This is a genomic window from Tistlia consotensis USBA 355 (genome assembly GCF_900177295.1).
Taxonomy (GTDB): Bacteria; Pseudomonadota; Alphaproteobacteria; order Kiloniellales; family DSM-21159; genus Tistlia; species Tistlia consotensis.
Window position 1 is genome coordinate 14,653 of sequence record NZ_FWZX01000044.1, and the last position, 23,958, is coordinate 38,610.

Here is a 23,958-nt window from a genome sequence, read left to right on the forward strand (position 1 = left end):
TGCGCCGGAATCTCTTACGGCCTTTATGTACGACGGAATGCGATCACATGCGGATGTCTGCGCGGGATCAGAATCCTTCGAGGATATCTTTCTCCGGCCCCATCGCTTCGTTGACGCCATAAACGCGCGCCGGCTTCGACAGCCGATCCAGGGCGCGCTTGTCAGCGACGACATCCGACTCGTCCACATCGAGCCCCGGAAGATCCGGCTGCCCCGGCTCGACGGGCTTCGCGATCTCTTCCTCCGCCAAGCCCGGGTGGCGCTGCTGCTGAAACCCGCCTTCCTCGCCAAGGAAACCGCGCTTAGTGCCGCCCTCGTCGGCAGGCATCAGGCGGTCGTCGGTATCGCGCACCTGGCCGCTCCAGTCGTCGGAGCGCGGTGCCGGCTTGTCCTCGTAGCCGCCTTCGGAAAGGTGTGGGGCCGGCAGAACACGCTGCGTGAAGTTCCGATCTTCGTAATAGCGGAGCTTCTTCGCTCGAATCGGAGGCAGGCCGGAGACCAGCACCAGCTCGTCCGCGGACGGCAATTGCATCACCTCGCCGGGCGTCAGCAACGGACGCGCCGTCTCCTGCCGGCTGACCATGACATGCGACAGCCACGGCGCCAGCCGGTGGCCGGCATAGTTGCGTTGGGCGCGCAGTTCGGTCGCCGTTCCCAGCGCGTCGGAGATGCGTTTGGCCGTCCGCTCATCGTTTGACGAAAAGGCAATGCGCACATGGCAGTTGTCGAGGATGGCATTGTTCTCGCCATAGGCCTTGGATATCTGATTGAGCGACTGCGCAATGAGATAGGCGCGGATGCCATATCCGGCCATGAAGGCCAGCGCCGTTTCGAAGAAATCGAGCCGCCCCAGCGCCGGGAACTCGTCGAGCATCATTATGAGCTGATGCTTGCGGGTCTTCCTCGGATCTCCTTCCAACCGCTCGGTCAATCGCCGCCCGATCTGGTTCAGGACCAGCCGCACCAGCGGTTTGGTGCGGGAGATGTCGGACGGCGGAATGACCAGATAAAGCGAGACCGGATGTTCGGCATCCATGAGATCGGCAATGCGCCAGTCACAGGCCGAGGTCGTCGCCGCGACGGTAGGGTCGCGATAGAGGCCGAGGAAGGACATGGCGGTGGAGAGCACGCCCGAGCGCTCGTTCTCCGATTTGTTCAGCACCTCGCGCGCGGCCGAAGCCACGACCGGATGGACCCTCGGGTTCTTCGGCGTACCGATATGGTTGGTCGCCATCATTCGCCGCAGCGTCGCCGCGAAGGACCGGCGCGGATCGGACAGGAAGGTGGCAACACGCGCCAGTGTCTTCTCCTCTTCGGCGTACAGCACGTGCAGGATGGCGCCGACCAGCAAGGCGTGGCTGGTCTTTTCCCAATGGTTCCGGCGCTCGAGCGCGCCCTCGGGGTCAACCAGAATGTCGGCGATGTTCTGGACGTCGCGCACCTCGTCCGGCCCCTTGCGTACCTCCAGCAATGGATTGTAGCGGGCCGAGCGCGGGTCGGTCGGGTTGAACAGCAGGCAGTGCGAGAACTTCGCGCGCCAACCGGCGGTCAACTGCCAGTTCTCACCCTTGATGTCGTGGATCACCGCCGAACCGGTCCAGGTGAGCAGCGTCGGCACGACGAGTCCAACGCCCTTGCCAGAGCGTGTCGGCGCGAAGGCCATGACATGCTCCGGTCCGTCATGGCGCAGATACCGGTCCCTGAGCCGCCCAAGGAAGACCCCTGCCGGTCGGAACAGCCCGACCCGTTCGATCTCACGCGGCAAGGCCCAGCGCGACGAGCCGTAGGTGGTGACGAGCCGGCTCTGCCGCGCCCGCCAGAGGGAACCTGCGATCGCGGCGGCGCACCCCATGAAGCCGCTTCCCGCCGCCAGCATCCCGGCCTTGTCGAACACCTCCGGCGCATAGGCCTCGTAGAAATACCACCACTCGAACAGTTTCCATGGCTCATAGACCCGCCAACCGAAGAGGTCGAACCACGGGCTGCCGAGCTGCGCCTGATAGCCCAGCATGTCCGCGCATCACTGTGTCGCCGCCCACACGCCGAGAATGACGATGGCGAACACAACGGTGATCTGGCCGATCAGTAGCTTGGTGGGGGTCATGGGCCTTGTTCCGCTGTTCAAGACAAACTGAACAAGCTTCGCCCGACCTTGCAGAAGCGCTTATGGCCTTTATGTACGACGGGGTACGATCGTCACCGCGAGTCCCCGAGTCCTGCTCGCCGGTCGGACCATCGAAAAGTAGCAGCCCCCTTGCGAGCCATTCTCAGGCCACTCTCAATCTTGAAGAGACGCTCAGTTAGTGCTGGATTCGGCTGGGCAAGAATCGGTCAAATTCAGCATGACTTCGCAGCGCAACAAGGTTATGAAAAATACAGGATTGCACGGACGGGACCCTTCCGTTCGACAAAGAGGACCAGCAATGAGCGACGGCAGTCGATCTCTTAGCGGGCAGGACGCGATCCGGGTTTAGGCTTCCACTCCCAGCCCGGCGCTTCTTGCCACACAGGATGCGATCGGGCATGCATACAAGGACTGTCAATCGGCAAATCGGTGATCGCGCCGCTGGGCTATTCGCCCAGCACCGCGTGCTGCGCCCTTGCTTTGAGAGAGCAAGGCGCGGCTGGCAATGACGTACCCGATTCCCCCGGTCTCCGTCGAAAAGAGCCAGCGCGCTCTGACCCTTTTGGATCTCGTCGCCGTTCTTCTGGTCCTTGGCGCTCTGGTCTTTCTGGCCGAGGCCAGCCACGGGCTCGCGCAGCCGCTCCCCGAGCCGGGGGTAAGCCCCATCACGCTCGATCCCGCCGCGCTGCCCGGCTATGCCGCGCGGACGACGCTGCGCATGCTGGCGGCGATGGGGCTGTCGCTTCTCTTTACGTTCACCTATGCGACCTGGGCCGCGAAGAGCCGTCGCGCCGAATTCGTCCTGATACCGCTGCTCGACATCCTGCAATCGGTGCCGATCCTCGGCTTCATCTCGGTCACGGTGGTCTTTTTCATGTCGCTGGCGCCTGGACGGATGCTGGGCGCCGAGTTCGCTGCCGTCTTCGCCATCTTCACCAGCCAGGCCTGGAACATGGCGTTCAGCTTCTACCAGTCGCTGCGAACGGTGCCGGAGGAGCTAGGGGAGGCCGCCCGCTCGTTCCGGCTCAGCCCGTGGATGCGCTTCTGGCGGCTGGAGGTGCCGTTCGCCATGCCGGCTCTCGTCTGGAACATGATGATGTCGATGTCGGGCGGCTGGTTCTTCGTCGTCGCCTCGGAGGCGATCAGCGTCGGCGACACGACCGTCACGCTGCCGGGGATCGGGTCCTACATCGCGCTCGCCATCGAGCACCGGGACCTCGGCGCCATCGGCTGGGCGATCAGCACCATGTTCGTCGTAATCCTGATCTACGACCAGCTCCTCTTCCGCCCGCTCGTCGCCTGGGCGGATCGGTTCCGCTTCGAGCAGGAGATGGGTGTCACCCCGCCGGGCTCCTGGGTGCTGACGGCGCTGCGGCGTTCGCGTCTCGTGGTGCGGGCAACAGCGCCATTCGGGGCCGCCTGGCGGTGGTCGTACCGGCTCTCTACCAGGGCGGGCAATCAGGGTGTCATGGGAGGTCGCCAGGGCCGCAGAGGGCGCAGGGTCGATCGGATCTGGCACGCGGCGGTGGTCGCGGTCGCTGCCTTGGCCCTTTGGAAGATCGCGCAGTTCGTGCTGGCCGGCGTCCCGCTCGCCGAGGCGGGAAGAGCCTTCCTCCTCGGGCTCGCGACCATGACCCGCGTGATCGTGCTGATCGCGATCGCCAGCGCGATCTGGGTGCCCATCGGCGTCTGGATCGGCCTGCGCCCGAATGCCGCGCGCGTCGTGCAGCCGGTCGCCCAGTTCATGGCGGCCTTCCCGGCCAATCTTCTGTTTCCGCTCGCCGTCTCGGCCATCGTGGCCTTCCGGCTCGACCCGGATGTCTGGCTCAGCCCGCTCATGATCCTCGGCACCCAGTGGTACATTTTGTTCAACGTCATTGCGGGCGCCTCGACCATCCCGAGCGAGCTGCGCGACATCGGCACCAACCTGCGCGTCCGCGGCTGGCTGTGGTGGCGCCGGATCGCCTTGCCTGCCGTCTTCCCGTTCTACCTGACCGGCGCCATCACCGCCTCAGGCGGTTCCTGGAACGCCAGCATCGTCGCAGAAATCGCGAGCTGGGGCCAGAACAGGCTGCAAGCGCACGGGCTCGGCGCCTACATTGCCGAGGCCACGCAGGCTGGAGACTTTCACCGCGTGGTCCTCGGCATCGCCGTGATGAGCGCGTTCGTCGTCGTCATCAACCGCACGTTCTGGCGCCCGCTCTACGCCCGCGCCGAACGCAAGTTCCGCCTTGGCTGAAAGGAGGCCGATATGGACAACACCCTCTTGTTGGACCTCCAGGCCGTTCGCAAGGCTTTTCCCAAGCCCGACGGCGGCGAACTGCTCGTTCTCGACGGGATAGACCTGAGATTGCGGGAAGGCGAGATCGTCGGCCTGCTCGGCCGCTCTGGCTCGGGTAAGTCGACGCTGCTCAGGCTCATCGCCGGTCTGTCGGTCCCGGCTGCCGGATCGATCAGCTATCTCGGTCGGGCGGTGACGGAGCCGCCGCCCGGCATCGCTATGGTGTTTCAGAGCTTTGCGCTGTTCCCCTGGCTCACCGTTCTCGAAAACGTCGAGCTCGGCCTCGAGGCGCTCGGCCTGCCGCGCGAGGAGATCCGCCGCCGCTCGCTCGACGCCATCGACCTGATCGGGCTCGACGGCTTCGAATCCGCCTATCCGCGTGAGCTTTCGGGCGGCATGCGCCAGCGCGTCGGCTTCGCTCGCGCGCTCGTCGTTCACCCCAATATCCTCCTGATGGACGAGCCGTTCTCGGCGCTCGACGTGCTGACAGCCGAGACGCTGCGCACGGACTTTCTGGAACTGTGGTCCGAAGGTCAGCTTCCGATCAAGGGAGTGATCCTGGTCACCCATAACATCGAGGAAGCGGTCCTGATGTGCGACCGCATCCTCGTTTTCGGCAGCAATCCGGGGCGGATACTGAACGAGATCAAGGTCGACCTGCCGCAGCCCCGCGACCGTCTCGATCCCGGCTTCCGCGATGTCGTGGAGCGCATTTATGTCGAGATGACCGCCAGGCCCGCCGCCGAACGCGCCGGAGCGCGGGCCGAGCGGTTCCCGGGGGCCGGCATCGGCACCATCCTGCCGCGTCTGTCGTCGAACCTCTTGTCCGGCCTGCTCGAAGCCGTGGCTGCGGCGCCATACGACGGCGAGGCCGATCTCCCCGTCATCGCGGCTTCACTGCACATGGAGATCGACCACCTCTTCCCGGCCGCCGAGACGCTGCAGATGTTGCGCTTTGCCGAAGTGGCCGGCGGCGACATCAGGCTTACGCCCGAGGGAAGGCGGTACGCGCAACTGCAAACCGACGAGCGCAAGCGCCTCTTCGCCCAGCATCTGCTCACCTACGTTGCACTTGCCGCTCACATCCGGCGTGTCCTGGACGAACGGCCGAGCCATCGCGCTCCGTGGAGCCGATTCTCCGACGAGCTTGAGGACCACATGTCGCCGGAGGCGGCCGAGCAGACGCTGCGCGCGGTCATCAGTTGGGGGCGCTATGCCGAGGCGTTCGCCTATGACGCCCACACGCAGATGTTCAGCCTGGAAAATCCCTGAAGATAAGCAATAAATGGAATTCTGGCACACCATTAAACGCGTGTCAGCGTCTCCACTTCGACCATGACTTCACCTCCCTGCTGTGTGCCGTGTTCGGAGTTGGATGCGAACCTTAAGTTCGCGGTTCTGGTATGGCCTGTAACGGCTTCAAAATCTTCGCGGCGGTGGCCGCGTGAACAGGTGAGCCAGCCACACACCGAGGTCCGCTTTGATGCGGGGTATCATCAAATCCAGGAACGTCCAAAGGGCCCGCCGTGACGAACGAACGGGCAAGGGCCATCGCCTTCGGCATACGAAACGGCGGTCACTACAATCGTCCAAACTGGAATGGGTATGTTGCCAAACAGCCGTATCGCAAGGTGCGTCGGCATAGCCCCTCAGAAGTCGAAGAGCTCGCTCAGGAACGATTCTTTTTTCTTGCGGTACGGTTTGCCGCTGTGCCCGTAATCTTGCTGGCGGGGTGCCTCTTGCCTTGGCGACGGATCCGACTGTGTCGCCGATCGCTCGATGATCTTGTCCAGTTCCCCGCGATCCAGCCACACCCCGCGGCATTTCGGGCAGTAGTCGATCTCGACACCGCTCCGGTCGGTCATGACAAGCGTTTCATCATCAACTGGACATTTCATGCTCTCGTGCCTCCTGTCTGCTGTTACTTCCATCCCGATATAATTCCTCGATCTCCTGATTCAATCAGGCTTTCTTCCGGCGCGTGATGTCGGGTTCCGCGCCGATGACCGCCAATCGGACCCCCAAAACCTGGAGAAGTTGAAACACCTTGCCGACTTGGCTTGTGGTCTTGCCGTGTTCGACTTCGATGACAAACCGGAGCCCCACGCCGGCGGCCACGGACAGCTCGCGCTGTGTAAGCCCTTGAGCCTTCCGCCTGGAGCGGATGAAAGTGCCGAGATCGCTCAAAGCCTCGATGGATTGACCGTCATTCATGACGGTCTGATGAAAGCGCCTCCCTCGCCAGGCGTCAACAAAAAGTTCCCGGTCGGGAATAATTCGATTGGCAAGTAAGGGGTGACTGGATATTGTCCCCTCCGTCGTACAACGACTCTTCCCGGAGAGCTGCATGAAGGAAAGGAGGCTCCGATGATCCGCGGATTCCTGAACGAAAGCGGTCGCCTAAGGGTGATCGAGGGAGTATCGGAGCTTCCCGAAAACTTGGTCTGGATCGATCTCGTCAACCCGACCGACGCGGAGGAAAGCGACCTTGAGAAGCGCCTGGGCATCGACATCCCGACCAAGGAAGAGATGGAGGAGATCGAAATCTCATCACGCCTCTACAACGAGGATGGCGTCGCCTTCATGACGGCCACGCTGCCGGCCCAGGCCGATGGCGATGATCCGCAGATGCATCCGGTGACTTTCGTTCTCGCGGGAGAACGGCTGATCACCGTGCGCTACCATGAACCGCGAGCCTTCCAGACATTTCCCCTTCGCGCCGAGAAGGTTCCGATGGGATTCGAGAGCGGCGAAGGCGTGCTGGTCGCGCTGCTGGAAGCGATCGTCGACCGGCTTGCCGACATCCTGGAGCGGGCGGGCCGGGAAATCGACGGCATCTCCCGCGACGTCTTCCAGCACAAGGGCGCGAAGCCGACCAAGAGCCAGGATTTCCAGAAGGTCCTTGAGGCCATCGGCCGGAAGGGTGATCTTACCTCGAACATTCGCGACAGCCTCGTGACGCTCGAACGGTTGATCGGTTTTCTCGGCCAGGGCGCCATGCAGCGCAAGAGCGGGAAAGACGTGCGTGAGCGCATCAAGACGCTTTCGAGGGACGTGCGCTCCCTGGCCGATCACGCCAGCTTCCTGTCGCAGAAGATCACCTTCCTGCTCGATGCCACGCTCGGGATGATCAACATCGAGCAGAACGCGATCATCAAGATCTTCTCCGTCGCGGCCGTGGTGTTCCTGCCTCCGACGCTGGTCGCGTCGAGCTACGGCATGAACTTCGAATACATGCCAGAACTTCAGTGGCTGCTCGGCTACCCGTGGGCGATCGGCCTAATGATCCTGTCGGCGATCATCCCCTTCGTCTATTTCAAGCGCCGCGGCTGGCTCTGATCGGGTGGGAGACGGACTGGAATGCTGTTGGATTTCGGATTAATCGCCGCGGGGCTCGTGCTGCTGTTCATCGGGGGCGAGAGTCTCGTGCGCGGCAGCGTCGCCATCGCCGAACGCCTCGGTCTCTCCAAGCTCATCATTGGGCTGGTGATCGTTGGTTTCGGCACATCGACGCCGGAGCTTCTGGTCTCGGTCAATGCCGCCCTCGGCGGCTCGCCGGAGATTGCGTTGGGCAACGTCGTCGGCAGCAATATCGCCAACGCGCTTCTGATCATCGGGATGGCGGCGCTGATCCTGCCCATTTCAGATTGGAAACGCACGGCCGTTCGCGAGGCGCTGGTCGCCGGTCTCGTCGCGCTGGTGTTGTTCGGATTGGTCCAGGGGCAGGTCATCACGCGTGGGGAGGGTATCGCGCTCCTGGTTGTCCTGACCGTTTATCTGTTCGCCAGCTACTGGCTGGAGCGGCGCGAAAAGGCGCTGACGGTCTTTGAGCGCGAGACCGAGGAATTCGAGGATTTGCCGTTCAAGCGCGCGTGGCTTCCGCCGCTCGTCTCTTTGGGTGGAATTGCCCTTCTCGTGATTGGCGCCGATCTTCTGGTGGACGGGTCGATCTCGATCGCGCGCGCGTTCGGCGTCCCGGATGCGGTGATCGGCCTTTCACTGGTCGCCGTCGGCACCTCGCTACCCGAACTGGCGACGGCCATCGTGGCGGCGATCCGGCGGCATTCCGATGTCGTGGTCGGCAACGTCATCGGCAGCAATATTTTCAATGTCCTCGCCATTCTCGGAACGACCGCGGTCATCCAGCCGATCGATGTCGGCGCCCGGTTTCGCGATATCGACACGCCGGTCATGCTCGGCGCGAGCTGCGCGTTGCTCGTGCTCTTGTTCGCAACGCAACGTATCGGCCGCCTCTGGGGCATCGGCATGCTCGCCGTCTATGCCGCATACATGATCTTCCTGTTCAGGAACGGGATGGGGTCATGATGGCGGAGGAGGCGACGGGCAATCCGCTCTTTCATCTGGTTGTTCTCGCGATCGTCCAGGGCATAACCGAGTTTCTGCCGATCAGCTCCTCGGCCCATCTGATTCTGGTTCCAGCGCTGACGGGCTGGGACGACCAAGGGCTCGCAATCGATGTGGCGATGCATATCGGCACACTCTTCGCTGTGATGCTCTACTTCCGGCGCGATACGGCGAGGCTGGTGACCGGCGGTATCGACGCACTGCGCGGGCGCATGACGGACGACGCCCGGCTCAGCCTCCAGGTTGTTGCCGCGACCGTGCCGGTCGTCATTGCCGGCTTGCTGCTCAAGGATCACATCGCCAGCGACTGGCGGAGCCCGGCACTCATCACCGCGACCACGCTCGTGTTCGGGATTGTCCTGTGGCTGGCCGACCGGCGCGCGGCCAAAGCCCGGGGGACGATCGCGCATCTCAGCTGGCGCGACGCCATGATTATCGGCCTGGCGCAGGCGCTCGCCCTGGTTCCCGGTGTCAGCCGGTCCGGAATCACCATGACGGCGGCGCTCTTTCTCGGCCAGCAGCGCCCCGAGGCCGCGCGCTTCTCCCTGCTTCTGTCCATCCCGACGACAGCAGCCGCGGGCGTTCTCGGTGGCGCCGACCTCGTCCAGTCAGGCAGCGCAGCGATGCAGACGGATGCGCTTGTCGCAGGCGTGCTGGCGTTCTTCAGCGCGCTTGCCGCAATAGCCGGGTTGATGGCGTGGCTCCGACGGGCGACCTTTCTGCCGTTCGTTCTCTACCGCCTGATTTTGGCGGGACTGCTCGGAACGCTTTTGGCGACAGGCATGCTTGGCAGCGCTTAGCGGCAGGTCGCACCATCGGTTTGATTGACGCCGCGATTGTCAATTGAAGGCCAGCCCCTGCCGACCGGTCTCCCCCCTCAAATGGCTACGATATGCTCGGCCCGCTCCTCTGCCGTCCGATGGTCCAGGAGATGCCGTCGCCGCGCATGATGCCTGAGACCTGCCTGCCGATGTGGCGTTCGAGAACGGGACGCCAGGGGACGAGGGTGAATTCGCGGCTGTTCTCGACAAGGGCGTATTTGCCGCTGGCGAGTTCGACGGAGCGGCGGAGCGTGCCTTCCACCGGCTCCCCGGAGCGGGTCTCGACATAGGAGAGACCAAGCTGGTCGGAAAGCTGGCCGGCAACACGGGCAAGCTCGCGCCGGCGCAGGGTCGCCAGCATGTTGGCGCGATAGACGATCCGATCCTGTTCCTCGTGAGCGAGGCCCTCGGCGATGAGCCATTGCCGACGGCGCGCCTGGGCCTCACGCACCTCCCGGCCGAAGCCGGAGTCGCGGCTGGGCTCGGGATGATCCGAGACGAGCTCGCGGTCGATCCAGGTGGCGCCGTCGGCGCCTACCTGCTGGTCGAGCGTGAGATGGGAAAGTTTCTCCACGATGACCGGCGCTGCGCGAGCCAGGCTCCGCTCGTATACCACCACCCGGTCGAGATGGTCGGGCTCGATAATCCAGGTACCGTCGGGCTTGCGGGCAACGCCACCGGTGGCGCGGCGGATGGCCTCGAGGCGCCGCACATGGGTCTCGGCGTATGCCTCGGTGGCGAGAGGATCATGCTTGAGATGCAGGTCGATGGTATAGCGCCCGTCGTTGGCAGCAGCGACCTCGGCGACGGTTCGGTCCACGCGCCGAGGCTCGACGTTCTTCGGCGTGACCCGCACGATATTGCCGTCCGGTGTCGGCTCGGTCGCCTCGCCCCTGCCGATGTCGAAGTAGTGGGTTCGCCCATCCACCCCGTCGACGATCAGATAATGGCGGTCTTTGAGTTCATCCGACAACCCGCGCGCCACCACGCGCCCGATGACGGGGTTCGCAGTCGGGTCTCCCGGGTCGAGGATCGCGTAATCCCCGGGGCTGCGGGCGATGTTTTGCCCGGCCATTTCGCGGTGCATGGTCTTGATGATGTCGCCGCGCTCGCCCATGCGGCGAAGCGTGTCTTCCAGCCCCTCTTCCAGCCGCCACCGGCCGGAGCGGAGTTCCTCGGCCAAGCCGAGCCGCTTCAGCTTCTGCAGCCGGCCCGCGCGCAGGCTCTGCTGGAAGGCGTCGCGGTCGGTTGCGGCGACGAGGCCCGCCTCGTCCATGTCGCGGATGAGGCGGCGATCGATGCTGGTGAGACGCTCCTGCTCGACCTCGCGGCGCAGCCGGCCCTCGATCTCGAAATCCGAGCGCGGCCCGAAATCCAGACTGACGATCTCGGCGGTGCGCTCGCGCATGCCGGTGGTGATGTAGTCGCGGGCGATGATGAGGTCCTTGCCGCTCTCGTCGCGGCCGCGCACCAGGATATGCGTGTGCGGATGGCCGGTGTTGTAGTGATCGACAGCCACCCAATCGAGCTTGGTGCCGAGATCTTCCTCCATGCGGGCCATCAGGCGGCGGGTAAGCGGCTTGAGGTCGTCGTATTCCGCACCGTCCTCGGCCGAGACGATGAAGCGGAACTGGTGGCGGTCGCCCTCGGAACGCTCCAGGAAGGCCTTGCCGTCCGCCCGGTCCTGCTCGGCGCTGTAGAGCGCGCCCGGGTCCCCCTCGCGGGTCACGCCGTCGCGCTGGATATAGCGCAGATGCGCCCGCGCGCTTTCCATTCCCTTGGCCATCCCCTTGCCAGCCAGCTTGACGATGCGGGACTTGATAATGACGCGCCGCTGGCGGAAAGCGGCATAGCGGTCGCGATTGGCGAGCACACGTCCCACGCCGGCGCCGCGCCCGATGCGGCTGCCGGTAAAGCGGGACTTGCGTGTGCCGCCCGCGCCACCGCGCGCGAGGTTCGACGCAGCTAAAACCTGATGCAGGAATTTGCGTCCGCCCTTCGAGCCGCGCGAGCGGATCCTGCCGAGCTTCGGTTTGAAATCGTCGTCGTCGAACACGGTCTGCTCCTCATAGACCCCAATAGAATGGCGACGAAACGAGCCTCTGGAAATTGGTGCCAATCGAGCCCAGGAAAACCGGGGAGTTGCCACTCCCATGGCACCACCGCGGAGGTGCATAGCACCATCCGCCCACGGAAAAACCGATGTGCAGGCAAAGGCTTACGATCCGCGATCCAGCGGATAGTGCTTCTGCTTCATCTTGCCTTACGCGGCTTCCGTGAGCCTGCCTGCGACCATCCACGATCATCTGCGATCACACCGACGTATGGGCAGGAAGCCCGGCAGCGGCGAAGCCGCGCCGCCGGGCAAAGGAAAGAACGAGAAGCGCACGGGATGCGGACTCTGGCGACGCAATTCTCGCCTCATTTTTCATCCGGTTTTCGCGTCGAAAGCGGCACGAAAAGCTCGCCGTTCGGGACGGAATTCTCGTCGCCTGCGGCCTCGTTTTTCGTCGTCGAGAGCGAGAAAAAGAGCCGCTGCCCGGAGGCGATTTGATCGGGATTCCGCGTGCCGGTCGGCGGGGAAATCGTTCCGTGCAGAGCGAATTCGCCCGCGTCCGTGAGCATCTCTGCGATGCGCGCGACATAGGCGCGGGTCTCGGCGGGAAGCGGCTTTCCGTCATGCAGATGCGCCTCGTAACGCCCTGGTCCGGCATTATAGGCCGCGAATAAGCCGGGATAGCCGAACCGGTCCTGCATGGCTCTGAGATAGGCGGTTCCGGCAAGGATGTTCGTGGGCGGATCGAAGGGATCGGCGCCGAAATCAAGCTGATCGCGCAACTCGGCCCAGGTCTCCGGCATGAGCTGCATCAGACCCATGGCGCCCTTGGGCGAGACGGCGCGGTGATCGCCCTTGCTCTCGGCCATGATGACCGCCTCGATCCATCCGGCGGGAATGCCGAAATGCTGTGATGCCTCTTTGATGTGCGCCTGAAACTGGTCGACAGCGGCGGCCTCGGCGGGCGTGACGATGACAGCCGCTGCGAAGATAAGGGGGCTCAGTCGATCCATAGCGGCGCGAGCCTCCCGATCACGCGGGCGCCCGTCATCGGCCCGAAATAGCGGCTGTCGAAGGAGTCCGGGGCGTCGCCCAAGAGGAAGAATTCGCCCTGGACAAGTGCCCGGCATTCATTCCAGCGCGGCAGGGAACGCCCTGCCCGATCCGCCTTGCGCTGCCGGGCAACGATCTCGCCATTGACGATGATGGCCCTGTTGACGGCGCAGACATCATCCCCGGCGACAGCGGCAATGCGCTTGATGAGCGGCACGCCGGCGGGCAGATAGCCGCGAATGGCGGCCAGCTTTTCGATGGCTTTCGGGAGGCGGACGAGGACGAAGTCGCCGCGTTCCGGCGCGCCGGAAACAACACGATAGAGACCGATCGGCGCGCTGGCAGAAGCGTTCCAGACAAGGTGTGGCTGGGGATGCGCGATGGCAGAGAAGCCTGCGAGCACGATGCCCGCAAGCGTGGCGGCGAGAGGAAGGAAAGCGGGGCTTTTCATCCGCGTTCTCCCTCGTCAGATGTGGAGGAATGCCGTCGTCCTTCCGACCAGGCATCGAGATCGGCGATGTGGTAGCGGACAAAGCGGCCATGCTTGCGGAAGCGCGGGCCGTTGCCCGTCAGGCGCATCTTTTCAAGGGTGCGGAAGGAAAGGCCGAGATAGAACGCGGCCTCCCGCGTGGAGAGGAACGGCGAGCCTTTGCGGGCCTCGGCCGCTCTCGATGTGTGATCGATCATCCTTTGGCTCCTTTCGGCGAAGTTCGACGCGAATGGGCGAAGGATGTCGGCGGGGAGCGTGCTTGCTCAGGATCGAAATACGGGGGTTGCCAAAAACGACCCCCCTTCGCGATGAATGGACGAGAGACCGGCGTCTGGCTCGAAAACGTTGCGAAAAGCGGGGCTCAACGCCCCGCTCCCTCGGCCGTCACAAGCGCCTTGAGCGCTGCTTCCATCTCCGCGATCTGCCGCTTGGCCTCGATGCGCTCGCGCCTCGGCAGGCCATTGCGCAGCTCCATATTGACGAGCCAGATGCTCTCGCGCAGCTCGTCCTCGGCGTAGGAATGGCCGCGATACTCAACGCGGATGTCGTGGGTGGAAATGATCTGGATGGACATGGGAACCTCCTTGATTGAACCGTTCTCCCGTCGAGAACGGGGTCCCCGGTCATCCGGATAGAGCCTGTCAAGGACGGCGAAGCCGCCGCGAAGCGGGCGCGGGAGGAACCAAAATGCGGAGTGGAGCGCCAGTGGAACGGAGTATTTTGGAGGGTGCCGCGATCCTTTACAGGCTCGTTGCGCCGGATGGCAGAATGGGAAGATCGAGACGGAAAGCCCGTCGGCGCGACCAGCGCCGACACCGCTTGGATTGCGGCGGTCGGGCGCGGCGGAATGCATGAAGATAAGCCCCGCCGGATGCGCTCCGGCGGGGTCTTCGGGAGTGGGCGGGATCAGCGCTCGCGCGGCTCCCACAGGGCGAGGTGCGAGGTGCCGTCCTCCATCGGCGTTTCCAGCTTGACGAGGCGGGCGCGCACCCAGTTGGGGCCGAATTCCGGCGCGGCGATCTTGAGGTTCAGGTAGGTCTCGCCGCTCGACTTGGCGACCTGGCTCCAGCCGGCGCCGACCTCGTAGCGCTGGCCGTTGCCGGCATAGACGCGATAGTCGGGGGCGTTTTCGGACATCTTGTCCACGGGGACGACGACGAGGTTGGCGGTGACGTTGAGGGTCTTGAGGGTCCCGGTGAAGCTGCCGTCGTTCTCCTTGGTGAACGTGCCGAGGGTGATGGCCATGGTGATGATCCTTTCGCTGTTCGTCGCAGGGACCATCCCTGCGATGGCTCCAGCGGAAAGACCGCATAGGCGGGCCGGTTCACCCGCAGCGTAAGCGGAGGGCCGGAACGAAGTGGAGGACCCGCCGGGAGGGAAAATTTGGAGCGAAGCGGGCGCGAGGAATGCCGGGAAAAGTTGACGGCTTCGCCGTCACCCGAAGGGGCGCAGCGTCAGCGGAGCACTTTTCGCGGCAGGGGAAATTTTCCCGGACGGCGGGTTGAACGGACCGGTGCGGGATTTACGCGATGAGAGACATGCAGGGATGGTGACTGCCTCGATGGACAGCCGGCGAAGGAGCGCCATGACCTTCCCCGCCACCGAGTTTACCGCATCGGACAACGGCTTGGCCGGGTTGAAACGACACAAAAAAAACCGCCAACCACTCGGCCTTCGACCCCGGGCATGTCCAAAGCTCCCGCTGCGCGCCGTTGACGGCATCGCCGCGGCGATGAAACTGGCGCCGGTGCACCACCGTAGCCGCAGGCAGCGAGATCAATCCGACTGCCTGCGTGCCGCGCCCCTTTCGGCCTCATGCGCACGCCCATCGGAGCCGGAGATGCAGGAAGGATGGCGTTCCAACCTGCCCTCGGGAGCCATGGCCAACGCCGCATTCTCCCCTCCAGGCCCCGCCACCATCGCGTCCGGCGGGCGCGTCTTGGCCGGCGCTGCTGGACCGCCGCCCGCCCGCGGAGCGGGCGCTCGCGCCAGGGATCGAAGCCGAAGGCCGAAACGCCGAAGGCGGTTCGGTTCACGAGAGCCCGGCGCGCGGGGCCTGTCCCCGCGCGGGCGCCCTTATCATAAACGTAGTTTTACTACGCCCGACTGTGAGACCTTGACGTTCGCAGGACAGTGCAACGACTGTACAAGATGAAGAAAATTGGTTGGGGGCCACATCGTGGCGCGGCGACCGGGCAACACGTTAGAGAGATGGGAAGTCGCCATCGTCAAGGCGATGCTGGCGAAGAAATATGTGCCGCAAGACATCCAAGCCTATTTCTCGCGTCCTACACGGTCGATCAATCACGCCCGTATTTCCGAGATACGCGACGGGACCAAACACAAGAGTATCAAGGCCGCAACCGAAGCCGAACTCGATCACTTTCTGGAGGCGTGGCCCAACATCGATCCCGCGACCGGTTTGCATCATCAGGGTGACGAACTGTTGATCAAGGCGCGAGAAGCGATGATTGCGGCGGTTCACACCTTCAACAGCGCCGGGCTCTATTTCAGGGCCGAGTTATTCATCGTCACCAGCATCATCGCCTGGACCTATCTTCTGCACGCCTACTACAAACGGGAAGGCGTCGATTACCGGTACAAGAAAGGCGGTGTCGTCGAGAAAACGCCGAGCGGAGCAGACAAGTACTGGGAACTTGGCCAGTGTCTGGCACACGGGAAATGCCCGCTGGAGAAAGGCATTATCAACAACCTCAAATTCCTGACCGACATTCGCCACGAGATCGAGCATCGCTCCACGAACAGGATCGACGATGCCCTCAGCGCCAAGCTTCAGGCCTGCTGTATCAACTTCAACGATGCGATCAAGACGCTGTTCGGTAAGGCGTTCGCCTTGGAAAAACGGCTGCCGATCGCTTTGCAATTCGTGACATTTGACGGTCCACAACGGGCTAGCCTGATCGGCGCGGACCTGCCGCCGCACATCGCAGCCGCGATGGACAATTTCCACAATGGACTGACTGAGGATGAGCAGAGGGACCCGAAATTCAGGTACCGAGTGGCCTTCGTGCCGAAGGTATCGGGCAAGGCTGCGAAAGCCGACCTCGCTGTCGAATTTGTCAAGCCTGGATCGCCAGAAGCGGAGGCTGTCGAGCGGGTGCTGCTGAAGGAGGTGGAGCGGCCGAAATATCTGCCTTCGGAGATCGTGGAGAAGGTCAAAGCGGCCGGATATCAGGCGTTCAGCATGTATGATCACACATTGCTTGCGAGGCAGCTTGACGCACGCAAGCCCGGCAAGGGCTACGGCGTCATGGTCGCCAAAACCTGGTACTGGTACGAGAACTGGTTCGAGAAGGTAATTGAAAAGCTGGCGGAGGGATGGACGCGCCCCTGACGGCTTTTCCGCTTGCCGGAAGTGCCAGAAGGTAGCGGCGCCTATTCGGCGCCGCTGTCGAACCGCCACACCGCGATCCCCATCTTCCGCGCCTTGTCGGCGAGGTTCTGGGAGATACCGGAACCGGGAAAGGCGATGACACCGATGGGCATCGCTTCGAGCATCTGGTCGTTGCGCTTGAAGGGCGCGGCGTTCCTGTGGCGGGTCCAATCGGGTTTGAAGACGATCTGCGGTATGCCACGATTGTCGGCCCAGCAGGCGGCGATCTTCTCGGCGCCCTTGGGCGATCCGCCATGGATGAGCACCATATCCGGATGCTTGGCGCACGCCTTGTCGAGGGCGTCCCAGATGCGGGCGTGATCGTTGCAGTCGACGCCGCCGGTGAAGGCGATCCTGGGGCCGGCGGGCAACAACGGCTCGGTCTCGGCCCGGCGCTTGGCGGCGATGAAGTCGCGACTATCGATCATGGCCGCCGTCATCGTCCGCCGATTCGTCATCGAGCCGGTGCGCGGCCGCCAGGCGGAACCGGTCGCGGATTCGAATTGGGTGGCGGCAAGATCTCGGAGGCTCTCGAAGGCGGCGCGGCGTTCCAGCATGGCCTCGCCACGGGCAGTCAGGCGCTCGAGTTCGACGGACTTGACCTCCGAGCCGTCCTGCTCCTCCTGCAAGCGGCGCTGCGCCATCTCGTTGTCGTCGAGCAAGCGGTCGAGCCAGGCGATGCGGCGGTGGAAGAGATTGGCGAAGCCCCAGAGGACGTCGTCGAGATCGTCATCGAGCGCCGTATCGGCCATGAGGGCGATGAGGGCGGCTGCGGCGGTCTCGATCTCCTGCTCGGCGCGGTCGGCTTCGGGCACGGTCAAGCGCTCCGGATCGTCCGGGCCGGGACAGGCGCCGTGAAGCGCCATTTCGTCGAGGACATGGGCGGTTGGCGATGCCGCGTGATGGGGTTCGATGGCGTCGTCGGTGAAGAGGTCGTGCAGCATGGGTCTGTCTCCCGGTCTCAAAGCCGCGCCCATCGCGGCCTTTCCGGGGATCGCCCGCCAGGGCCAAGGGGCGGCTTTGCACCCGCCGGGCCGCAACGAAGTGGAGGACGGCCGTCAGGCCGTTGCAAAGCCGACCGGCGCTGGCAGATCCCTCTCTTGGAAAGGCCGTGGCGCGGCCCCTGCCGAACCGGGAGGCGGTCCCGATGCTCGCCCTTCCCCGGCCGGCGCTGACGGACTTCACACGCATCGCCTCTGCTCATCCGCGACAAGGAAACGCTGAACATCGTCCGGGGCGAGTTGCTCGGCGAGCCATGCCCTGAGCCGGTCCTGGCCGAGCGTCAGGAGATCGGCGTTGAAGTCCTCTGTCCTCGGGGCGAGCGCGCGGATGTCGATATCGCCGGCTCTGGAAAGGGCGTGCAATCGTCCCAGCGCGAAACGCCCGGCTTCGTCATTGTCGCGCGCGACATAGAGACGGCGCAGCGTGGGCGGGAACACCAGGGCAGCGAGGTGGGCGGCGGAGAGTGCGGCGACGACCGGCATGGCGGGCATCACGGTCTTGAGCGCCAGCGCCGTTTCGATGCCTTCCGCCGCCGTCAGGACGTCGGAGGCAACGCCGAGCCGGACCGCGTTTCCGGCGAGATGCCCCATGGCGCGGCGGGGCTGATCGAGAGGCGCCTTGGCGCCGCCAGGATCAAGCCAGGTGCGATGCACGCCTGTGATGGCGCCGTCGAGATCGGTGACGGCGGCGATGAGCGCCGGCCATGTCTCGCGCCCCGCAGGCCCGCGATGAAAGCAGCGCGGATGAAAGCGCAGGACGGAAACGTCCGCAGGCAGAATGATGCCGCGGCTTTGGAGATAGCGTTCCGCCAGCGTGCCCCGGATCGGCTTTGACGCGGCAAAGAGCCGCCGCGCCGCCTCGCAAGAGTTCGTCGGCGCGGGCGGGGCGACCTGGCGGATCGGCAGAACCGGCAGGCTGAGGAATCCTCGCGCCTCATCGAGCGCGGCGCGGAAGTCGAGGCCGCGGTTGAGGGCGATGAGGTCGAGAAGATCGCCATGCGTTCCATCAGCGGCATCGCAAAACTTCCCAGCACGTTCGCCGGAAAGGCGGACATAAAGGCTCCGCCCCTGCGTTCCCATGACATCGCCGCAGATCCAGTATCGGCCCTGGCGGCGGCCATTCGGCAGGTAATAGCGGCACACCGCCTCGGCCTGTTCACCGAGACGGCGCGCCAGATCGGCGGCGCGGGACATATGTCACCCCCGATCCGCGATTTTAGTAATTGGCCAGCGGTCGGTGAGACTCTCGAAAATTGCCTTGCCGGCATCGCCGACAGGCACGAACAGCCGCAGCTTCCAGGAAATGATCTCGCCGAACAGGCCGCGGGCCTTCAGGGCATCGACCAAGCCGGAGGTGAAGCCGGTGAGTTCGATGCGGTGCTCGTTCATCACCCGCGCGCGGCGCAGGACGAGGCCATCGGCGAGATGGGCCGTGACCTTGCCTTCATTGATCAGGCCCCAGGCATCCCCGGCGGAGAGCTTCGGCGCCTCCATGCCGATATTGCGGCAGAACGCTTCCACCTCGATGGGCGTCAGCATCCGGCCGATGATGCGTTCGCCATCGTCGGTTTGCAGCCGATAAACGCGGGCGTTGCTCCCCGGAAGACGCCGCCAGATCGGCAACAACAGCCCGGTGCCGAGGTGGAACGTGCTCGTCGAGAATTCGGGGATTGCGGCGATCTCCTTTTCCCATGCGACGATAAATCCTTCCGTCTCCGCTTCCTTCCAATGTGTGGCGGCGAAGTCATCGACGCTCATCGTGTCGCGCTGCATGGGGCGCAACAGCCGGACGCGGCGTTCCATGCTGCCGTCATCGAGCATCAGGCTCGGCGCGGATGTCTTGACGGCGGCGCGGCCGGAACGCTCATTGACGAGCAATCGCCCGCCTTCGATGGTGATGGCCTCTTCCGCCGTCATGGGCCGGTTGCGATCGCGCCGCTCAATCGTGAACAGCCGCGTCTCGGCGCCGCTATCATGCCGCCAGACGGTGCGCCGGTCGGTGACGATCAGGCTTTCGGCGCGGATGGTCTCCAGGCCAATATCGTGGACACCCGCTGCTATCGCCGCCTCGATGCGGGCGTTCAAAATCTCCTCGAACGCCGCGAACAGCGTGTTCTGCATGGTGATGGGCAGCGCCAGTAGGCGGTTGAGAAAGGTCGTAATCGGCGGTAGGTCCTCCTTCAGCGTCCCTTCTGGACAAGTGAGCGACAACCCCGTGGTTTCCTCGAACCGCTGGAGCGAGCAGCCCTCTATGCCGCCCTGCACCAGCAGCATATAGAACTGTCGGAGTGCCGCCCGCGCCTGTTCGCCTTCGAGATTGTCCTCGGCGCGGAACAGGCCCTGACCGCCGGTCTGGCGCTGCCCGCGGGTGATTGCGCCCAGCGTGTCGAGCCGCCGCGCGATGGTGGAGAGGAAGCGTTTCTCCGCCTTCACGTCCGTGGCGATGGGGCGGAACAGCGGCGGCTGCGCTTGGTTGGTCCTGTTCGAACGGCCGAGGCCCTGGATGGCGGTGTCAGCCTTCCAGCCGGCTTCGAGGAGGTAATGGACGCGCAGGCGCTGATTTTTCGCGCCCCGGTCGGCATGGTAGGAGCGGCCCGTCCCGCCAGCGTCCGAGAAGATCAGGATGCGCTTCTGATCGTCCATGAATGCCTGCGTCTCGCCGAGATTGGCCGAGGGCGGTCGATTCTCGACGCAAAGCCGGTCGCCCTTGCGCACGATGCGTCGCGAGCGGCCGGTGACTTCGGCGACCTTGTCTGTCCCGAATTGCTGCACGATCTGGTCGAGCGCGCCGGGCACGGGATCGAGCGAGGCGAGACGCTCGATCATCCGGTCACGGGAGGTGACGGCCTCGCGGCACTGGATCGGGTTGCCCTCGGCATCGGAGGCGGGGCGCGAGCGCAGATTGCCGTCTTCGTCGGTGTAGGGCTCGTAAAGCTGCGTCGGAAAGGCATGCTGGAGGTAAGTCAAGATCACGTCGCGGGGCGAGAGATCGACGTTCAGGTCCGCCCATTCCTCGGCTGGAATCTCGGACAGGCGGCGGTCGAGGATCGCCTCACCGGTCGAGACCAGTTGCACGATTGCGGCGTGGCCCGCCGCCATATCCACCTCGATGGATTTGACGAGCGTGGCGGTCTTCAGCCCCGAAAGCAGCGCGGCGAAGAAGCGCTGCTTGGCGCCCTCGAACACCGACAGGGCGACGGACTTCGCCTGGCCGTTGAGGGTTCTTCGTTCGCCGGTGACGTTCGAGGCTTCGAGGGCGGCGTTCAGGTTGGAATGGATCACCTGGAACGCTTCAGCATAGGCGTCGTAAATTTCCACCTGCGCCGAGGTGAGATTGTGTTCGACGATCTCGACTTCAACGCCTTCATAGGATAGCGACCGCGCGGTGTAGAGGCCGAGCGCCTTGAGGTCGCGGGCCAGAACTTCCATCGCCGCGACCCCGCCCGCCTCGACGGCCTGGATAAACTCGGCCCGGTTGGCAAAAGGGAAATCCTCGCTGCCCCACAGGCCCAGCCGCTCGGCATAGGCGAGATTGCGCACGTCGGTGGCGCCGGTTGCGGAGACATAGACGATGCGAGCGTCCGGCAAGGCGCGCTGCAGGCGCAGGCCGGCACGACCTTGCTGGGAGGGAAGTTGTTCGCCGCGCTCACCCTTGCTGCCGGCGGCGTTGGCCATGGCATGGGCTTCGTCGAAAACGATCACACCATCGAAGCCGCCTCCCAGCCAGTCGATGACCTGGCGAAGGCGCGGCTCGTTGCGCAGAGTGGCGTAGGTCACGAACAGCACCCCCTCCGACAGCCGGACCGGCGTGCCCTGCTTGAAGCGCGACAGGGGCTGGACGAGCAGTTGCTCCATGCCCAGCGCCGACCAGTCGCGCTGCGCGTCCTCGATCAGCTTGTCGGACTTGGATATCCACACCGCCTTGCGGCGGCCCTTGATCCAGTTGTCGAGAATGATGCCCGCGACCTGCCGGCCCTTGCCGCAGCCGGTGCCGTCGCCTAGGAACCAGCCGCGGCGGAAGCCCACGGCATTCTCGGCGCCTTCCGGCGCGGCATGGAGATTGTCGAAGGTCTCATCGACCGTCCACGATCCCACGAGATGCCGGGATTGGGCCTCGCCCGCATAGATGACGCTCTCAAGCTGGGCGTCGGAGAGAATGCCCTCGGAGATGACATCGGCGGGAAGATGCGGCCGATAGGAAGGGTGCGGTGGCGCGACCGAGGCCATGGCGACCGACTGCACCAGCTTCGTCGGATGCGGCTTGGCGCCTGGGATATGGATCGATTGCAGGGCGTAGCCCTCGTAGAGCGCGTCGGTCAGGTCTGCGCCCTCGGCCGGCTTCCATTCGATGGGCTCATAGGTGAGCTCGACAGCATCGGGCGCCGCAGAAATGACGGGCTGCGGCCTGCGCGCGATTGGCGCAACCTTGCGCGCGACAGCGGGCGTCGCCGCTGTACCGAGCCCGATCTCGCCATCCACAGCCAAACGAGGCGGCACATGTTCGATGATGCGGGCAAGCAAGTCGGCGGCGTTCTCCGCGCACGGCAAAGCCGGCGGCGAAGCCATTTCAAGCGACTTGTCGATGACGGTGAGGCGCGTGTCGAAGGTGGTGCCGTGCTTATAGTATACGGAGCCGTCCACGACGCAGGTGAAGCGCACCGCGCCATTGAGCCGGTCATAGGGAAAATTGTGTCCGGTGATGGCGACCAGGCGACCGCCTTCGGGCAGACGCGCCAACGCCGAGCGCACGTGATGGAAGTCCGCGTCGGAGACGCGGCCCTGCACGTGGAGCGTCGCCGAGAAGGGCGGGTTCATGAGAACAACCGACGGAGCGATATCGCCCGCCAGCCGATCGTCGATGCTGTCGGCATCATGCGTGGTGACCAGGCTATCCGGGAACAGCCGCCGCAAAAGCGCGACCCGCGTCTCGGCAATCTCGTTGAGCGCCAGCCGCGCGCCCATGATCTCGGCGAATACGGTAAGCATCCCCGTGCCGGCCGACGGCTCCAGTACCGCATCGTCGCCAGTGAGGCCCGCCGCGATGCTGGCCGCATAGGCAAGCGGCATGGGTGTGCTGAACTGCTGGAACTCCTCGGACTCCTGCGTGCGGCGGGTGTGGGTGGGAAGAAGCCCGGCGATGCGCGACAGCATGGCGAGTTGTGCGGCGGGCGAGCCCGCCTTCTCCCGCATGGCGCGACCATATTTGCGGAGGAATAGCACCTGCGCGGCTTCGCAAGCTTCGTATGCGGCTTTCCAGGTCCAGAAGCCCTCGGCGTCCGAACCGCCGAACGCCTCCTCCATCGCCTGCCGCAGGACGCGGGCCTCGATAAGAAGGCCGCGTTCGAGACCGGCGAGAATGCGCTCCGCCGCCTTGAGGATGCAGACGGCCTCCTCTTCGGGCGCACGGATGGATGCGGCGGCCGTCGCCGCCGCCGCTGGCGTCATCAGATTCATGAGATTTCTCCGGGATTGAGGTTTCAGGAAAAGGCCGGGGCAGGCTCTCTCTTGCCCGCGCCCGGCCCACCCTCATCCCGGTCTGCTCTCACTCTGGCGGGTGGTAAGCCTCGTAAGGATTCCCCTCCGCCAGATGACCGAAGGGCGTGAGGAGATATTCGCCGCCGTTGCGGCCGACGGCGCATATGACGTAACGCGGCGCGCCGGATTCGGCGTCCAAGCACTCCATCAGCGCCAAGTCGCCGTTTTCGGCGGCGCGCATGAGGGTCTGGAAATTGGCGCGGATGTGGTCAGGGATCATAATGCCGCCCTCCGTGCGATGAAGCTGGAGGGGCCGTCGCAGAGCGCGTGGCGATCGGGATCGATGACGAAGCCGAATTTGCCGCGCCGGTCATATTCGGTATCCGGCACGAGATAGCGGCGCCTCTCCGTATCGGACCTGCCCCATTCCCCGCGCTTGCCCCCAAGAGTGGCGATGCATTCCACCATGCCGGAATGCTGGTCCGACCTGATCGCGCTGATCACCACCCAGTCTTGCGCATGGCATTCGTGGAAAAGGCACTGGTCCTTGATGTAGGAGTCGCCGGAGGCGAGGGTTTCGCCGGTGACTGCCTCATATTCATCCGGGCACCAATCCTTCAGTGTCCGGATCGCCGCCTCGCGCTGCTCATCGGCAAAGCATTCGGGAAAGGCAAATGCGACCTTGGCCCAGGCGCAGTCCTCTTCGAACCACCCGCCACGCTCGCGCAAAGCGTGATGCATCTGCGCCAGGCGTTCGGCGGAAAGCTTGAAGCCGCCATGGGACGGCGTGCCATAGAAGACGATGCCCTCGGCGTATTCGCGGGCGTAATCGGCGACGCCCCAGGGCGTGTGGACTGGTCTTTCGTTGGGGAAAATCATGCGTTCACGTTGCATGTG

At 64.5% G+C, this 23,958-nt stretch carries 20 protein-coding genes; 6 read left to right on the forward strand and 14 right to left on the reverse strand.

What is annotated here, in order from left to right:
* Positions 1-67 precede the first annotated feature (67 nt).
* Positions 68-2,011 (reverse strand): conjugal transfer protein TraG, encoded by a 1,944-nt coding sequence (locus tag B9O00_RS29855; RefSeq protein WP_437123436.1) that lies wholly within the window; start codon positions 2,009-2,011, stop codon positions 68-70.
* A gap of 619 nt (positions 2,012-2,630) precedes the next feature.
* On the opposite strand from B9O00_RS29855, the gene B9O00_RS29860 reads away from it, so the two are divergent.
* Both B9O00_RS29860 and B9O00_RS29865 read left to right on the forward strand, forming a co-directional pair.
* On the forward strand, positions 2,631-4,364 hold the full coding sequence (locus B9O00_RS29860; protein WP_085126711.1) for an ABC transporter permease: 1,734 nt from the start codon (positions 2,631-2,633) through the stop codon (positions 4,362-4,364).
* Positions 4,365-4,376: 12 nt separating this feature from the next.
* Positions 4,377-5,678, forward strand: coding sequence for an ABC transporter ATP-binding protein (locus tag B9O00_RS29865; protein WP_085126713.1), 1,302 nt, complete (start codon positions 4,377-4,379; stop codon positions 5,676-5,678).
* A 377-nt stretch (positions 5,679-6,055) separates the two neighbouring features.
* Here the strand turns inward: B9O00_RS29865 and B9O00_RS29870 are convergent, their stop codons facing one another.
* Positions 6,056-6,337: a TFIIB-type zinc ribbon-containing protein gene (locus B9O00_RS29870; RefSeq protein ID WP_200808709.1), complete on the reverse strand. Its 282-nt coding sequence runs from the start codon at positions 6,335-6,337 to the stop codon at positions 6,056-6,058.
* Between the two features lie 31 nt (positions 6,338-6,368).
* Entirely contained in the window at positions 6,369-6,755 is a 387-nt protein-coding gene (locus tag B9O00_RS29875) for a helix-turn-helix transcriptional regulator (RefSeq protein ID WP_235017230.1), read from the reverse strand.
* Between the two features lie 18 nt (positions 6,756-6,773).
* Here B9O00_RS29875 and corA point away from each other — a divergent pair, with 18 nt between their 5' ends.
* From corA to B9O00_RS29890, 3 genes are read left to right on the forward strand one after another with little or no spacing between them, the layout of a single operon-like run.
* Entirely contained in the window at positions 6,774-7,745 is a 972-nt protein-coding gene (gene corA, locus B9O00_RS29880) for a magnesium/cobalt transporter CorA (protein ID WP_085126718.1), read from the forward strand.
* 21 nt (positions 7,746-7,766) lie between these two features.
* The gene (locus B9O00_RS29885; RefSeq protein WP_085126720.1) at positions 7,767-8,732 is read left to right on the forward strand and encodes a calcium/sodium antiporter; all 966 of its coding nucleotides are present in this window, start codon (positions 7,767-7,769) and stop codon (positions 8,730-8,732) included.
* Complete coding sequence (locus tag B9O00_RS29890; protein ID WP_235017231.1) at positions 8,729-9,571, forward strand: undecaprenyl-diphosphate phosphatase; 843 nt, start codon at positions 8,729-8,731, stop codon at positions 9,569-9,571. The genes B9O00_RS29885 and B9O00_RS29890 overlap by 4 nt, the downstream gene beginning before the upstream one ends.
* 85 nt (positions 9,572-9,656) lie before the next feature.
* On the opposite strand, the gene rlxS is transcribed toward B9O00_RS29890, so the two are convergent.
* From rlxS to B9O00_RS29920, 6 genes are all read right to left on the reverse strand, one after another.
* Positions 9,657-11,648: a relaxase/mobilization nuclease RlxS gene (rlxS, locus tag B9O00_RS29895; protein WP_200808710.1), complete on the reverse strand. Its 1,992-nt coding sequence runs from the start codon at positions 11,646-11,648 to the stop codon at positions 9,657-9,659.
* 365 nt (positions 11,649-12,013) lie between these two features.
* Positions 12,014-12,661, reverse strand: coding sequence for a lytic transglycosylase domain-containing protein (locus B9O00_RS29900; RefSeq protein ID WP_085126722.1), 648 nt, complete (start codon positions 12,659-12,661; stop codon positions 12,014-12,016).
* A complete protein-coding gene (gene traF / locus B9O00_RS29905; protein WP_085126724.1) occupies positions 12,649-13,152 on the reverse strand; it encodes a conjugative transfer signal peptidase TraF in 504 nt (167 codons plus the stop codon). Before traF ends, B9O00_RS29900 begins: the two co-directional genes overlap by 13 nt.
* Positions 13,149-13,388: a helix-turn-helix transcriptional regulator gene (locus B9O00_RS29910; RefSeq protein WP_085126727.1), complete on the reverse strand. Its 240-nt coding sequence runs from the start codon at positions 13,386-13,388 to the stop codon at positions 13,149-13,151. Before B9O00_RS29910 ends, traF begins: the two co-directional genes overlap by 4 nt.
* Before the next feature lie 164 nt (positions 13,389-13,552).
* Positions 13,553-13,765 (reverse strand): hypothetical protein, encoded by a 213-nt coding sequence (locus tag B9O00_RS29915; RefSeq protein ID WP_085126729.1) that lies wholly within the window; start codon positions 13,763-13,765, stop codon positions 13,553-13,555.
* Positions 13,766-14,097: 332 nt separating this feature from the next.
* Positions 14,098-14,436: a DUF736 domain-containing protein gene (locus B9O00_RS29920; RefSeq protein WP_085126731.1), complete on the reverse strand. Its 339-nt coding sequence runs from the start codon at positions 14,434-14,436 to the stop codon at positions 14,098-14,100.
* A gap of 934 nt (positions 14,437-15,370) precedes the next feature.
* Here B9O00_RS29920 and B9O00_RS29925 point away from each other — a divergent pair.
* On the forward strand, positions 15,371-16,546 hold the full coding sequence (locus tag B9O00_RS29925) for a DUF3644 domain-containing protein (protein WP_085126762.1): 1,176 nt from the start codon (positions 15,371-15,373) through the stop codon (positions 16,544-16,546).
* Between the two features lie 41 nt (positions 16,547-16,587).
* On the opposite strand, the gene B9O00_RS29930 is transcribed toward B9O00_RS29925, so the two are convergent.
* The 5 genes from B9O00_RS29930 to B9O00_RS29950 all read right to left on the reverse strand — a co-directional run bounded on the left by B9O00_RS29930 (position 16,588) and on the right by B9O00_RS29950 (position 23,955).
* Complete coding sequence (locus B9O00_RS29930; protein WP_085126734.1) at positions 16,588-17,529, reverse strand: DUF2493 domain-containing protein; 942 nt, start codon at positions 17,527-17,529, stop codon at positions 16,588-16,590.
* A gap of 237 nt (positions 17,530-17,766) precedes the next feature.
* Positions 17,767-18,780 (reverse strand): DUF7146 domain-containing protein, encoded by a 1,014-nt coding sequence (locus tag B9O00_RS29935; RefSeq protein ID WP_085126736.1) that lies wholly within the window; start codon positions 18,778-18,780, stop codon positions 17,767-17,769.
* 3 nt (positions 18,781-18,783) lie between these two features.
* A complete protein-coding gene (locus B9O00_RS29940; RefSeq protein ID WP_200808711.1) occupies positions 18,784-23,040 on the reverse strand; it encodes a strawberry notch-like NTP hydrolase domain-containing protein in 4,257 nt (1,418 codons plus the stop codon).
* Between the two features lie 88 nt (positions 23,041-23,128).
* Positions 23,129-23,341 (reverse strand): DUF6117 family protein, encoded by a 213-nt coding sequence (locus tag B9O00_RS29945; protein WP_322111231.1) that lies wholly within the window; start codon positions 23,339-23,341, stop codon positions 23,129-23,131.
* Positions 23,338-23,955 carry a DUF7007 domain-containing protein gene (locus B9O00_RS29950; protein WP_089229851.1) on the reverse strand — a complete coding sequence of 206 codons (618 nt, stop codon included), beginning with the start codon at positions 23,953-23,955 and terminating at the stop codon, positions 23,338-23,340. The genes B9O00_RS29945 and B9O00_RS29950 overlap by 4 nt, the downstream gene beginning before the upstream one ends.
* Between the last annotated feature and the right edge of the window lie 3 nt (positions 23,956-23,958).